Source organism: Neptunomonas concharum, assembly GCF_008630635.1.
In the GTDB taxonomy this organism is placed as follows: Bacteria; Pseudomonadota; Gammaproteobacteria; order Pseudomonadales; family Balneatricaceae; genus Neptunomonas; species Neptunomonas concharum.
The window spans coordinates 3,305,261-3,318,382 of the sequence record NZ_CP043869.1 but is presented as its reverse complement, the minus strand read 5'-3'; the positions used below and the strand labels follow the sequence as shown (position 1 = coordinate 3,318,382).

Sequence of the window (13,122 nt, the reverse complement as noted above, 5' to 3'; positions counted from 1 at the left end):
TATAACCGAATCACCCGGACGGATGATGACATCCGTCCAATAACTCCGCGAGGAGCTGTTGATAATGAAAGATTTGCTGAATCTGCTTAAGACACAAAGCCAGGCTGATGAGTTTGACTCGATCAAAATCTCACTGGCATCACCAGAAATGATCCGCTCATGGTCTTTCGGTGAGGTTAAAAAACCAGAAACTATCAATTATCGTACGTTCAAGCCTGAGCGTGATGGTCTTTTCTGTGCGAAAATTTTCGGTCCTGTGAAGGACTATGAGTGCTTGTGTGGTAAATACAAGCGCATGAAGCACCGCGGTGTTATTTGTGAAAAGTGTGGTGTTGAAGTCACACTAACTAAAGTGCGTCGTGACCGTATGGGCCATATTGAATTGGCGTCCCCTGTTGCGCATATTTGGTTCTTAAAATCGCTTCCGTCCCGTATTGGCTTAATGCTGGATATGACGCTGCGTGATATCGAGCGTGTGCTTTACTTCGAATCATTTGTAGTGATCGAGCCAGGTATGACAACGCTTGAGCGTGGTCAGTTGCTAAACGATGAGCAATACTTCGAAGCGTTAGAAGAGTTTGGAGACGAATTCGATGCGCGTATGGGTGCTGAAGCAGTTCAGATGCTGATGGCTTCTATTGATCTGGAAGAAGAGATTCAGATGCTTCGTGAAGAGATTCCGGCAACTAACTCTGAAACTAAGATCAAAAAACTATCTAAGCGCTTAAAGTTGTGTGAATCATTCTACAAATCTGGCAACAAACCAGAGTGGATGGTTATGTCGGTTCTGCCGGTTCTGCCACCTGATCTGCGCCCACTAGTACCGCTGGATGGTGGTCGTTTCGCGACATCTGATCTAAACGACCTGTATCGCCGCGTTATCAACCGTAATAACCGTTTGAAGCGCCTATTGGATCTTAATGCGCCTGATATCATCGTACGTAACGAAAAACGTATGCTGCAAGAATCCGTTGATGCGCTGCTTGATAACGGCCGTCGCGGTCGTGCAATTACGGGTTCTAACAAACGCCCTCTGAAATCTTTGGCAGATATGATCAAAGGTAAGCAGGGTCGTTTCCGTCAGAACCTGCTTGGTAAGCGTGTAGACTATTCGGGTCGTTCTGTAATCGTAGTAGGTCCGTATCTGCGTCTACACCAGTGCGGTCTGCCAAAGAAAATGGCACTGGAGCTGTTCAAGCCATTCATCTTCTCTAAGCTAGAGTTGCGCGGTTACGCGACGACGATTAAAGCTGCGAAGAAAATGGTTGAGCGCGAAGAGCCATTAGTATGGGATATTCTGGATGAAGTTATCCGTGAGCATCCTGTGCTTCTGAACCGTGCACCAACGCTTCACCGTTTAGGTATTCAGGCGTTTGAGCCTGTTCTAATTGAAGGTAAAGCGATTCAGCTTCATCCGTTGGTTTGTGCGGCGTATAACGCTGACTTTGACGGTGACCAAATGGCGGTACACGTACCGCTGACTATTGAAGCACAGCTTGAAGCACGTGCTTTGATGATGTCCACCAATAATATTTTGTCACCAGCCAATGGCGAGCCTATCATCGTTCCTTCTCAGGACGTTGTATTGGGTCTGTACTTCATGACGCGTGACCGTATCAACGCTAAAGGCGAAGGTATGGTGTTCTCGGATATTGAAGAAGTAGAGCGCGCTTATGGCGCTAAACAGGTTGATCTTCAGGCAAAAGTTAAAGTTCGTATCAGCGAAGTTATCCGCGATATCGAAGGCAATGTAACTGCATTAACTGAGCTAAAAGAGACCACTGTGGGTCGCGCAATGCTGTTCTCTATCGTTCCAGACGGATTGCCATTCTCGCTGGTTAATCAGACGATGAAGAAAAAAGCAATCTCCCGTTTGCTGAACGAAGCGTATCGTCGTTGCGGTTTGAAAGACACGGTTATCTTCGCTGACCAGTTGATGTATACCGGTTTTAAACAAGCGACAACCTCAGGTGCTTCAATTGGTGTAAACGACTTCGTTATTCCTGATGAAAAAGCAGCCATCGTTGGTGAAGCAGATGTTGAAGTAAAAGACATCGAGCGCCAATTTGCAGACGGTTTGGTGACGCAGGGCGAGAAATATAACAAGGTTATTGATATCTGGTCGCGTGCTAATGAATTGTTGGCGAAGCGAATGATGGAGAACCTGAAAACTGAGAAAACCATCGATCGTGAAGGTAATGAAGTTGATCAGGAATCGTTCAACTCTGTTTACATGATGGCCGACTCCGGTGCCCGTGGTAGTGCTGCTCAGATTCGTCAGTTGGCAGGTATGCGTGGTTTGATGGCGAAGCCGGATGGTTCTATCATCGAAACGCCAATTGTTGCTAACTTCCGTGAAGGCCTGAACGTACTTCAGTACTTCATCTCTACTCACGGTGCTCGTAAAGGTTTGGCCGATACCGCACTTAAAACAGCGAACTCGGGTTACCTGACACGCCGTTTGGTAGATGTGGCGCAAGACTTGGTTATAACAGAAGCCGATTGTGGTACTGAGAACGGCTTGGTTATGCAGCCAATGATCGAAGGCGGCGATGTGGTTGTTGCTTTGGGTGATCGTGTTCTTGGGCGTGTTGTTGCTAAGGATGTATTAGACCCGGCTGGTGTTGACGTACTCATTCCAGCAGGTACGTTGATTGATGAAGCGTGGGTTAATCGCCTTGAGAATGACGAGCGCTTCTCCTCTATCGATGAGATTATCGTACGTTCTGCGATCACGTGTAATACTCGTTTCGGTATATGCTCTGCCTGCTATGGTCGTGATTTGGGTCGTGGTCACGGTGTTAATCCTGGTGAAGCGGTTGGTGTTATTGCGGCACAGTCGATTGGTGAACCAGGTACTCAGCTGACCATGCGTACCTTCCACATCGGTGGTGCGGCATCTCGAGCAGCAGCAGTTGATAGTATTCAGGTTAAAAACGGGGGTGAAATTCGCCTGCATAACTTGAAGTATGTTGAAACACCCGCAGGTATGCTGGTAGCCACCTCTCGTTCCGGTGAGTTGGGCGTTACCGATGAGCATGGTCGTGAGCGTGAGCGCTATAAATTGCCTTATGGTGCAGTCATTAAAGTTAAAGATGGCTCATCAGTGGATGCTGGTGACATCGTTGCTAACTGGGATCCGCATACTCACCCAATTATTACAGAGGTAGCGGGTAAAGTTGTCTTCATGGGTATGGAAGACGGTATTACTGTTAAGCAGACAACGGATGAACTCACAGGCCTATCCACTACTGAGGTCTTGGATGCTAAAGACCGTCCTGCTGCAGGTAAAGATATCCGCCCAATGATCAAGCTTGTCGATGACAAGGGCAATGATATCTGCCATCCAGGTACTGATGCACCAGCGCAGTATATGTTGCCGGCTAAAGCGATCTTGAACATGGTCGATGGTGCTAGTGTGGCTGTGGGTGATGCGCTAGCGCGTATTCCGCAGGAAGGTTCTGTAAACAAAGATATCACCGGTGGTTTGCCGCGTGTTGCAGACTTGTTTGAGGCGCGTAAGCCAAAAGAGTCTTCAATTTTGGCAGAAGTATCCGGTATCGTTACCTTTGGTAAAGAGACTAAAGGTAAGAAGCGTCTGGTGATTACACCAAATGACGCAGAGCCTTATGAACTGATGATTCAGAAGTGGCGTAACCTGAACGTATTCGAGGGTGAGTACGTAGAAAAAGGTGAGGTTATTTCTGATGGCCCGTCCAATCCACATGATATCCTGCGCATTCTAGGTGTTGAACGCCTAGCAGAATACATCGTGAACGAGATTCAAGACGTTTACCGTCTGCAGGGTGTAATTATCAATGACAAGCACATTGAAGTTATTGTGCGTCAGATGTTGCGTAAAGTTGAAATTGTTACATCCGGTGATTCTACCTTTATTCCTGGTGAACAGGTCGAATATGCCGCTGTTGTTGCTGAGAATGCAGAGCTTGAAGCGGCAGATAAGATCCCTGCTAAGTTCGAGCGTGTGCTATTGGGTATTACCAAAGCATCGTTGGCTACAGAGTCGTTCATCTCTGCAGCATCTTTCCAGGAGACAACACGCGTACTCACGGAAGGTGCGGTAACAGGCAAGCAAGATTTCTTGCGCGGCCTGAAAGAAAACGTTGTTGTAGGTCGTCTGATCCCTGCGGGAACAGGCTTGGCTTACCACAGTGAACGCAAGCGTAAACGTGCGCTTGCTCAAGGAACTGAAACAGTCAGTGCAGAAGAGGTGCAAGAAGCACTGACCGCTGCATTGAATGCTTCTTTGTCGAATGCTGATTAATAAATAATCAGTGATTGACGAGATGGGGCGGAATTGGTTAAAATTCCGCCCCCTTAGTGACCGGATTATCTTAATCCGGTTTTTTGGTGCTTATTATTTAAACGTGAAAACGTGGAGTTTGCTTAAATGGCAACAATTAACCAATTGGTTCGCTCGCCACGTAAGCGCAAAGTACAAAAAAGTGACGTTCCGGCACTGCAGGCTTGTCCTCAGCGTCGTGGCGTTTGTACACGTGTTTACACAACAACTCCGAAGAAGCCTAACTCGGCTCTTCGTAAAGTTTGCCGTGTTCGTTTAACAAACGGCTTCGAAGTGACTTCCTACATCGGTGGTGAAGGTCACAACCTGCAAGAGCACAGTGTGGTGCTGATCCGTGGCGGTCGTGTAAAAGACTTGCCAGGTGTTCGTTACCATACAGTTCGTGGTGCACTTGACTGTTCAGGTGTTAACGACCGTAAACAGGGTCGTTCGAAGTACGGTACAAAACGTCCTAAGTCTTAATATCCGTATAACGGTGAGGTTGAAAGTAGTAGTGCGTCTGTTCGCAGGTTCAATACTAAATTTAGCTAGGCCGGTCACGGTAAGAGTAAGGTCAGGTAGTCGAAATCTATCTGAAGTTCCTGAAGACCTTTTAACAATGAGGGCTTATCATGCCTAGAAGACGCGTCGCTGCGAAGCGCGAAATACTACCGGATCCAAAATTCGGTAACATTACACTGGCAAAATTCATTAACCACGTTATGGTCAGCGGTAAGAAATCTGTTGCTGAGCGTATCGTGTACGGTGCACTGGACAAAATCCAGGAGCGCACAAATAACGATCCACTGGAAATGTTTGAAAAAGCATTAGAGAGCATTCAGCCGGCGGTAGAGGTTAAGTCACGTCGTGTGGGTGGTGCTACGTACCAGGTTCCATGTGAAGTTCGTCCTTCTCGTCGTATGGCATTGTCTATGCGTTGGTTAGTAGACTCAGCACGTAAGCGTGGTGAGAAGTCTATGGCTTTGCGTTTGGCTGGCGAGATGTTGGATGCGGCTGAAGGTCGTGGCGCTGCTGTTAAGAAGCGTGAAGACGTGCACCGTATGGCAGAGGCTAACAAAGCTTTTGCTCACTATCGTTTCTAACATTCAGAGGAATGAGTCGTGGCTCGTAAAACACCCCTTGCCCGTTACCGTAACATCGGTATTTGTGCGCACGTAGATGCCGGCAAAACCACTACTACAGAGCGTGTACTTTTCTATACAGGTCTGTCTCATAAAATCGGTGAGGTGCATGATGGTGCCGCAACGATGGACTGGATGGAGCAGGAGCAGGAGCGTGGTATTACTATCACTTCTGCGGCGACTACCTGTTTCTGGAAAGGCATGAACCAGCAGTTTGAAGATCACCGCGTAAATATCATCGACACCCCAGGTCACGTTGACTTTACAATCGAAGTAGAGCGTTCTTTGCGTGTACTAGATGGCGCGGTCGTTGTGCTGTGTGCGTCTTCTGGCGTTCAGCCTCAGACAGAGACAGTATGGCGTCAAGCAAACAAGTATGAAGTTCCTCGCATGGTATTCGTCAATAAGATGGACCGTGCAGGTGCTGACTTCTACATGGTTGTTGATCAGCTGAAAAAGCGTTTAGGCGCTGTTGCTGTACCAATTAATATCCCAATTGGTGCAGAAGATGAATTTAAAGGCGTTGTTGATCTGATTCGCATGAAAGCGATCATGTGGAATGAAGAAGACCAGGGTATGACCTATGAGCTGGAAGATATTCCAGCTGATCTGCAGGATAAGGCTGATGAACTGCGCGAGCAGATGGTCGAGGCGGCTGCAGAAGCTTCTGATGAGCTGATGGATAAGTACCTTGAAGAAGGTGAGCTGTCAGACGAAGAGATTAAGCAAGGTCTGCGTGCGCGTACTTTGGCTAACGAAGTTGTTCTGATGCTGGCTGGTTCTGCATTTAAGAACAAGGGCGTTCAAGCGATGCTAGACGCTGTTGTTGAATACTTGCCATCGCCAGAAGAAGTTAAGGCGATCGAAGGTACGCTAGACGATAAAGACGAAACTGTTGCAACGCGTGAAGCTGATGATAATGCTCCGTTTGCTGCTTTGGCGTTCAAAATTGCTACCGACCCGTTCGTTGGTACATTGACGTTCGTTCGTGTTTATTCAGGTGTTCTGAACTCTGGCGACAGCGTTTACAACTCTGTTAAGCAGAAGAAAGAGCGTATCGGTCGTATGGTGCAGATGCACGCAAACAGCCGTGAAGAGATCAAAGAGGTTCGTGCTGGCGATATCGCAGCGATGATCGGTCTGAAAGATGTGACTACAGGGGATACTCTGTGTGATCTGAATAACAAGATCGTACTTGAGCGCATGGAGTTCCCGGATCCGGTAATTTCTGTTGCTGTTGAGCCTAAATCAAAAGCTGATCAGGAAAAAATGGGTGTTGCGCTGGGTAAGCTTGCTCAGGAAGATCCTTCTTTCCGTGTTGAAACCGATGAAGAATCTGGTCAGACAATCATCTCTGGTATGGGCGAGCTTCACTTAGATATCATCGTAGACCGCATGCGTCGCGAATTCAGTGTTGAAGCCAACATTGGTAAGCCTCAGGTGGCATACCGTGAGAAGATCCGCCAGTCTATTGATGCAAACCATAAGTTTGCTCGTCAGTCAGGTGGTCGTGGTCAGTATGGTCACGTTATGATCGAATTCAGTCCTTCTGATGAAGAAGGTTTAGAGTTTATCAATGAGGTTGTGGGTGGTTCGATTCCTAAGGAATATATCCCTGCAGTGCAGAAAGGTATTGAAGAGCAGATGAAAAACGGCGTTATCGCTGGTTATCCTCTCATCGGCCTGAAAGCACGCCTTTATGATGGTTCATACCACGATGTTGACTCCAATGAGATGGCATTTAAAATTGCTGCATCCCAGGCGCTGAAGAAGTATGCACAGCAGGCTAGTCCTTGCTTGCTTGAGCCTATGATGAAAGTTGAAGTGGTAACACCAGAAGATTACATGGGCGATGTTATGGGTGACCTAAACCGTCGTCGTGGTCTCGTTCAGGGTATGGAAGATTCTCCTTCTGGTAAGATCATCAATGCGCAAGTTCCACTAGGTGAAATGTTTGGTTACGCAACTGATTTGCGTTCTGCGACCCAAGGTCGTGCAACATACTCTATGGAATTCGAGTGCTACGCTGAAGCTCCGAACAACATCGCTGAAGCGGTGATGAAAGATAATTAATTTCGCCAGTATAAAGAGGTAATTTCTCGTGGCAAAATCAACATTTGAACGTAATCTGCCGCACGTTAACGTAGGTACTATCGGCCACGTTGACCACGGTAAAACAACTTTGACAGCAGCTCTGACGCGCGTATGTGCAGAAGTATTCGGTGGTGAAGCGGTAGCGTTTGACGGTATCGATAAGGCACCAGAAGAGCGTGAGCGTGGTATCACAATCTCTACGTCGCACGTAGAGTACGAATCAAGCATCCGTCACTATGCGCACGTAGACTGCCCAGGTCACGCCGATTATGTAAAAAACATGATCACCGGTGCGGCTCAGATGGACGGCGCAATTCTAGTATGTGGCGCAACTGATGGCCCAATGCCACAGACGCGTGAGCACATCCTGCTATCTCGTCAGGTTGGTGTACCTTACATCGTAGTATTCCTGAACAAAGCCGACCTGCTTGCAGAAGACTGTGGCGGTGTTGACTCTGAAGAGTACGCTGAAATGCGTGAATTGGTAGAGATGGAAATTCGTGAGCTGCTGGATACTTACGACTTCCCAGGCGATGACACGCCAATCATCTGCGGTTCTGCATTGATGGCATTGAACGGCGAAGACGACAACGAGCTGGGCACAACAGCGGTTAAGAATCTGGTAGAAGCGCTAGACTCTTACATCCCTGAGCCAGTTCGTGCGATCGATCAGCCATTCCTGATGCCTATCGAGGACGTATTCTCAATCTCTGGTCGTGGTACGGTAGTAACAGGCCGTGTTGAGCGTGGTATTGTGAAAGTGGGTGAGCCAATCGAAATCGTTGGTATCCGCGAAACACAAACAACGACATGTACAGGTGTAGAGATGTTCCGTAAGCTGCTTGACGAAGGTCGTGCAGGTGAGAACATTGGTGCCTTGTTGCGTGGTACTAAGCGTGATGATGTAGAGCGTGGTCAAGTATTGGCTAAGCCAGGTACGATCAACCCGCACACTAACTTCGAGTGCGAAGTATACGTACTGAGCAAAGATGAAGGTGGTCGTCATACGCCATTCTTCAAAGGCTATCGTCCACAGTTCTACTTCCGTACAACGGACGTAACAGGTAACTGTGAACTGCCAGAAGGCGTAGAAATGGTAATGCCAGGTGACAACGTTAAGATGGTTGTTAGCCTGATTGCACCAATCGCGATGGATGAAGGTCTGCGTTTTGCGATCCGTGAAGGCGGTCGTACAGTAGGTGCAGGCGTTGTATCTAAAGTAATCGCTTAATCGTAAGCATTTAAGCTTTAAAAAGGCCCTCCTAGTGAGGGCTTTTTTTGTTTTTGGTTAAAAAGTAAACTGTGCTCTTGACGTGGCTTGCCACCCTGAGTAGAATTTGCGTCCCCTTCCTAGAAGGGGAGGTCGGCTTATGCCGTTATGAAACTTTAGAAAAGTGTGATCAAAATGCAAAACCAGAAAATCAGAATTCGTCTGAAAGCGTTTGATCATCGCCTGATCGACTCGTCTGCGCAGGAAATTGTTGATACTGCAAAGCGTACGGGTGCTCAGGTGCGTGGTCCGATCCCGCTTCCGACTCGCAAAGAGCGTTACACTGTTCTGATCTCTCCGCATGTTAATAAAGATGCGCGTGATCAGTACGAAATTCGTACGCATAAGCGTGTTCTGGATATCGTTGAGCCAACAGAAAAAACTGTTGATGCTTTAATGAAGCTGGATCTCGCTGCGGGTGTAGAAGTGCAGATCAGTTTAGGCTAATCAGGCACTGCGCAGAATTATTAATTTAATGAAGCGCTGCTTGTGGAATGCTCCTGGAATGGGCAGCCGTAGTGGGTAACAGCCCCGTACACAACTGGCAAGAGGTAATAGAAATGTCTGTAGGTTTAATCGGACGCAAAGCGGGTATGACTCGCATCTTCACAGAAGATGGCGTATCCGTGCCAGTCACGGTCATCGAGGTGGATCCGAACCGCGTGACGCAGGTTAAAACTGTTGAAACTGATGGCTACCAAGCTGTTCAGGTGACTACAGGTGGAGTTAAGGCTAATCGCCTAAACAAGCCTGAAGCTGGTCACTTTGCAAAGGCAAGTGTAGAAGCAGGTCGTGGTTTGTGGGAGTTCCGTCTGTCAGGTGATGAAGAAATCAATGTTGGTGATTCGCTAACAGTTGAGCGCTTCGAAGCAGGTCAGAAAGTAGATGTTACAGGTCAATCCAAAGGTAAGGGCTTCCAGGGTGGCGTTAAGCGCTGGAACTTCTCCATGCAGGATGCGACTCACGGTAACTCGCTGTCTCACCGTGCTCCGGGTTCCATCGGTCAGTGTCAAACTCCAGGTCGTGTTTGGAAAGGCAAAAAGATGGCAGGTCATATGGGTGCTGAACGTGTCACTGTTCAGACTCTGGAAGTTGTGCGTGTAGATGCAGAACGTAACCTGTTGTTGATCAAAGGTGCTGTTCCAGGCGCAACTGGCGGCGACGTTATCGTTAAACCAGCTGTTAAAGCTGGCGCCTAAGGGGGATAATGATGAATCTGAATCTCGCTGGAGCCAATGGATCGGTCGAAGTATCCGATCTGGCATTTGGTAAAGAATTCAACGAAGCACTTGTGCATCAGGTAGTTACAGCTTACCTGGCGGGTGCTCGTCAAGGTACAAAAGCACAGAAGACTCGCTCTGAAGTTGCTGGCGGTGGTATTAAGCCTTTCCGTCAGAAAGGAACAGGTCGTGCTCGTGCTGGTACTATTAGTTCTCCTATCTGGCGTAGTGGTGGTGTAACTTTTGCTGCTAAACCACGTAGCTATGCTCAGAAAGTGAACAAAAAAATGTATCGTGCGGCTATGCGTTGCATCTTCTCTGAACTTGTTCGTCAAGAGCGTTTGGTTGTTGTTGAGCAGTTCTCTATGGAAGCTCCAAAAACCAAGCAATTTATTGCGAAGATGAAAGAGTTTGATCTGGCGAATGCTTTGATCGTTACAGAAGATGTAGAAGCGAACCTGTATCTGGCTGCACGTAATGTCCCGCATGTGGATGTTCGCGATGTTGCTGGCATTGACCCTGTGAGCCTAGTTGGCTTTGACAAGGTTGTTGTTACAGTGGCTGCTCTGAAGAAAATTGAGGAGGCGTTAGCATGAACCAAGAACGTCTGTACAAAGTACTATTAGGTCCTCATATCTCTGAGAAAGCGACTATTATTGCTGATAGTTCTCAGCAGGTAGTTTTTCGTGTGGCAAAAGATGCTACCAAACCTGAAATCAAAGAAGCAGTAGAACAGCTATTCAACGTAAAAGTTGCAGGCGTTAATGTTCTGAACGCAAAGGGTAAAACCAAGCGTACTGCTCGTGGAATGGGCAAGCGCAGCGATGTGCGTAAGGCATACGTATGTCTTGAAGCTGGTTCTGAGATTGATTTCCTTGGTGGCGAATAAGAGGGGTTAAATCATGGCAGTTACTAAAACAAAGCCGACCTCTGCTGGACGTCGTCACGTAGTTAAGGTTGTTGGTGCTGAGCTGCATAAAGGTAAGCCTTTAGCTGCATTGCTCGAAAAGAAAAGCAAAAGCGGTGGCCGTAACAACAATGGTCGTATTACGACACGTCATATCGGCGGTGGTCACAAGCAGCATTACCGTGTTATCGATTTTCGTCGTAACAAAGACGGTATTCCTGCAACGGTTGAGCGCATCGAATATGATCCTAACCGTTCGGCGCATATTGCATTGTTAAAATATGCTGATGGTGAGCGTCGTTACATTATTGCACCGAAAGGTATTTCAGCTGGTGATAAGCTGGTTTCTGGTGCGGATGCTGATATTAAAGCAGGCAATACGCTTCCGTTGCGTAATGTTCCGCTAGGTAGTGTGGTTCACTGTATCGAACTGAAGCCTGGTAAAGGTGCTCAGATGGCTCGCTCTGCGGGTACGTCTGCTCAGTTAGTTGCGCGTGATGGTGCTTATGCAACGCTGCGTCTTCGCTCTGGTGAAATGCGTAAAGTGTTGATTGAGTGTCGTGCGACTCTTGGTGAAGTGGGCAACTCTGAGCACTCGCTGCGTCAGCTTGGTAAGGCTGGTGCAACGCGTTGGAGAGGTGTTCGTCCGACCGTTCGCGGTGTGGCGATGAACCCAGTAGATCACCCGCATGGTGGTGGTGAGGGTCGTACTTCGGGCGGTCGTCATCCTGTTACGCCTTGGGGTGTGCCAACTAAGGGTTATAAAACACGTAAGAATAAGCGTACGAACAAGTTAATCGTTCGTAAGCGTTCTGCTAAGTAACTAATTTGAGGATACAGCTGTGCCACGTTCACTGAAGAAAGGTCCATTTATCGACCTTCACCTGTTGAAGAAGGTAGAAGCTGCAATTGAGAAGAGCGATCGTAAACCAATTAAGACTTGGTCTCGTCGTTCTACTATCTTCCCTCACTTTGTAGGGTTGACGATTGCAGTTCATAACGGCCGCCAGCACGTTCCAGTCTTCGTTACTGAAGACATGGTTGGCCACAAACTGGGCGAATTCGCTGCTACACGTACTTATCGTGGTCATGCTGCGGATAAGAAGGCTAAGAAGCGTTAATAAGGGGATAAATGATGGAAGTCGCTGCTAAATTAAAAGGCGCCCGCATTTCTGCCCAGAAGGCGCGCTTAGTTGCTGATCAGATTCGCGGTAAGTCGGTGGGTGAAGCTTTGAATATCTTAGCTTTCAGCCCGAAAAAAGGGGCTGATCTGGTCAAGAAAGTGCTTGAGTCTGCTATTGCAAACGCTGAGCACAATGAAGGAGCAGATGTAGATGAGCTTTTCGTGTCAACCATCTTTGTAGATGAGGCAATGACTATGAAGCGCATCAAGCCACGTGCAAAGGGTCGCGCAGATCGCATCCTGAAGCGCAACTCCCATATCACCGTTAAGGTGTCCGACTAAGGCTGAGTGCTAGGAGAGTTCGTTATGGGTCAGAAAATACATCCGACCGGTATTCGACTTGGAATCGTTAAAGATCACACCTCTGTGTGGTATGCGGACAAGTCTGAGTACGCAAGCAAGTTGTTAAATGATCTTAAGGTGCGTGAGTATCTTGAAGGTCAGTTGAAAAATGCATCTGTCAGCCGCATCGAGATCGAGCGTCCTGCACAGAATGCAAAAATCACAATCTTTACTGCTCGCCCCGGTATCGTTATCGGTAAGAAAGGTGAAGATGTTGAGAAACTGCGTAATGCTGTTTCCGACATGATGGGTGTGCCAGTTCACATCAACATCGAAGAGATTCGCAAACCTGAGCTTGATGGTATGTTGGTAGCGCAGAGCGTTGCTAGCCAGCTAGAGCGTCGTGTTATGTTCCGTCGTGCTATGAAGCGTGCGGTTCAAAATGCTATGCGTCTGGGTGCTAAAGGCATCAAGATCCAGGTTAGTGGTCGTTTGGGTGGCGCTGAGATTGCTCGTTCTGAGTGGTATCGTGAAGGTCGTGTACCTTTGCATACGCTTCGTGCAGATATCGATTATGCTACTTATGAGGCGCACACTACTTATGGTGTGATTGGCGTTAAAGTCTGGATCTTCAAAGGTGAGGTTCTTGGTGGTATCGAGCAGGTACGCGCTGAGAAGAAAAATCCACCTAAGAAGAAAGGTTCTAAGTGAGGTAAACGTC

General features: G+C 47.8%; 13 protein-coding genes. All 13 read left to right on the top strand.

The window, feature by feature from the left end; translation table 11 throughout:
• Nucleotides 1-64: 64 nt before the first annotated feature.
• The 13 genes from rpoC to rpsC all read left to right on the top strand — a co-directional run bounded on the left by rpoC (nucleotide 65) and on the right by rpsC (nucleotide 13,112).
• On the top strand, nucleotides 65-4,285 hold the full coding sequence (gene rpoC, locus F0U83_RS15795; protein ID WP_138988124.1) for a DNA-directed RNA polymerase subunit beta': 4,221 nt from the start codon (nucleotides 65-67) through the stop codon (nucleotides 4,283-4,285).
• Nucleotides 4,286-4,411: 126 nt separating this feature from the next.
• The gene (gene rpsL, locus F0U83_RS15790; RefSeq protein ID WP_138988125.1) at nucleotides 4,412-4,786 is read left to right on the top strand and encodes a 30S ribosomal protein S12; all 375 of its coding nucleotides are present in this window, start codon (nucleotides 4,412-4,414) and stop codon (nucleotides 4,784-4,786) included.
• A 149-nt stretch (nucleotides 4,787-4,935) separates the two neighbouring features.
• The gene (gene rpsG / locus F0U83_RS15785) at nucleotides 4,936-5,406 is read left to right on the top strand and encodes a 30S ribosomal protein S7 (protein WP_138988126.1); all 471 of its coding nucleotides are present in this window, start codon (nucleotides 4,936-4,938) and stop codon (nucleotides 5,404-5,406) included.
• Between the two features lie 18 nt (nucleotides 5,407-5,424).
• Nucleotides 5,425-7,518, top strand: a complete 2,094-nt coding sequence (fusA, locus tag F0U83_RS15780) for an elongation factor G (protein ID WP_138988127.1) — start codon at nucleotides 5,425-5,427, stop codon at nucleotides 7,516-7,518.
• 28 nt (nucleotides 7,519-7,546) lie between these two features.
• Nucleotides 7,547-8,770 (top strand): elongation factor Tu, encoded by a 1,224-nt coding sequence (tuf, locus tag F0U83_RS15775; RefSeq protein ID WP_138988116.1) that lies wholly within the window; start codon nucleotides 7,547-7,549, stop codon nucleotides 8,768-8,770.
• Nucleotides 8,771-8,944: 174 nt separating this feature from the next.
• The gene (rpsJ, locus tag F0U83_RS15770; RefSeq protein WP_075174125.1) at nucleotides 8,945-9,256 is read left to right on the top strand and encodes a 30S ribosomal protein S10; all 312 of its coding nucleotides are present in this window, start codon (nucleotides 8,945-8,947) and stop codon (nucleotides 9,254-9,256) included.
• 113 nt (nucleotides 9,257-9,369) lie between these two features.
• Nucleotides 9,370-10,008 (top strand): 50S ribosomal protein L3, encoded by a 639-nt coding sequence (gene rplC / locus F0U83_RS15765; RefSeq protein WP_138988128.1) that lies wholly within the window; start codon nucleotides 9,370-9,372, stop codon nucleotides 10,006-10,008.
• Between the two features lie 11 nt (nucleotides 10,009-10,019).
• Entirely contained in the window at nucleotides 10,020-10,625 is a 606-nt protein-coding gene (rplD, locus tag F0U83_RS15760) for a 50S ribosomal protein L4 (protein ID WP_138988217.1), read from the top strand.
• The gene (gene rplW / locus F0U83_RS15755; RefSeq protein WP_138988129.1) at nucleotides 10,622-10,918 is read left to right on the top strand and encodes a 50S ribosomal protein L23; all 297 of its coding nucleotides are present in this window, start codon (nucleotides 10,622-10,624) and stop codon (nucleotides 10,916-10,918) included. The genes rplD and rplW overlap by 4 nt, the downstream gene beginning before the upstream one ends.
• Nucleotides 10,919-10,931: 13 nt before the next feature.
• Complete coding sequence (rplB, locus tag F0U83_RS15750; protein ID WP_138988130.1) at nucleotides 10,932-11,759, top strand: 50S ribosomal protein L2; 828 nt, start codon at nucleotides 10,932-10,934, stop codon at nucleotides 11,757-11,759.
• A gap of 19 nt (nucleotides 11,760-11,778) precedes the next feature.
• Nucleotides 11,779-12,057, top strand: coding sequence for a 30S ribosomal protein S19 (gene rpsS, locus F0U83_RS15745; RefSeq protein WP_138988131.1), 279 nt, complete (start codon nucleotides 11,779-11,781; stop codon nucleotides 12,055-12,057).
• Nucleotides 12,058-12,068: 11 nt separating this feature from the next.
• The gene (gene rplV, locus F0U83_RS15740) at nucleotides 12,069-12,401 is read left to right on the top strand and encodes a 50S ribosomal protein L22 (protein ID WP_476703673.1); all 333 of its coding nucleotides are present in this window, start codon (nucleotides 12,069-12,071) and stop codon (nucleotides 12,399-12,401) included.
• Between the two features lie 24 nt (nucleotides 12,402-12,425).
• On the top strand, nucleotides 12,426-13,112 hold the full coding sequence (rpsC, locus tag F0U83_RS15735) for a 30S ribosomal protein S3 (protein ID WP_138988132.1): 687 nt from the start codon (nucleotides 12,426-12,428) through the stop codon (nucleotides 13,110-13,112).
• The last annotated feature ends 10 nt before the right edge of the window (nucleotides 13,113-13,122 follow it).

What these genes read in the sequence shown, in the direction of transcription:
- rpoC (WP_138988124.1), top strand. Translation starts at nt 65, where the DNA reads ATGAAAGATTTGCTGAATCTGCTTAAGACACAAAGCCAGGCTGATGAG.
- rpsL (WP_138988125.1), top strand. Translation starts at nt 4,412, where the DNA reads ATGGCAACAATTAACCAATTGGTTCGCTCGCCACGTAAGCGCAAAGTA.
- rpsG (WP_138988126.1), top strand. Translation starts at nt 4,936, where the DNA reads ATGCCTAGAAGACGCGTCGCTGCGAAGCGCGAAATACTACCGGATCCA.
- rpsJ (WP_075174125.1), top strand. Translation starts at nt 8,945, where the DNA reads ATGCAAAACCAGAAAATCAGAATTCGTCTGAAAGCGTTTGATCATCGC.
- rplC (WP_138988128.1), top strand. Translation starts at nt 9,370, where the DNA reads ATGTCTGTAGGTTTAATCGGACGCAAAGCGGGTATGACTCGCATCTTC.
- rplD (WP_138988217.1), top strand. Translation starts at nt 10,020, where the DNA reads ATGAATCTGAATCTCGCTGGAGCCAATGGATCGGTCGAAGTATCCGAT.
- rplW (WP_138988129.1), top strand. Translation starts at nt 10,622, where the DNA reads ATGAACCAAGAACGTCTGTACAAAGTACTATTAGGTCCTCATATCTCT.
- rplB (WP_138988130.1), top strand. Translation starts at nt 10,932, where the DNA reads ATGGCAGTTACTAAAACAAAGCCGACCTCTGCTGGACGTCGTCACGTA.
- rplV (WP_476703673.1), top strand. Translation starts at nt 12,069, where the DNA reads ATGATGGAAGTCGCTGCTAAATTAAAAGGCGCCCGCATTTCTGCCCAG.
- rpsC (WP_138988132.1), top strand. Translation starts at nt 12,426, where the DNA reads ATGGGTCAGAAAATACATCCGACCGGTATTCGACTTGGAATCGTTAAA.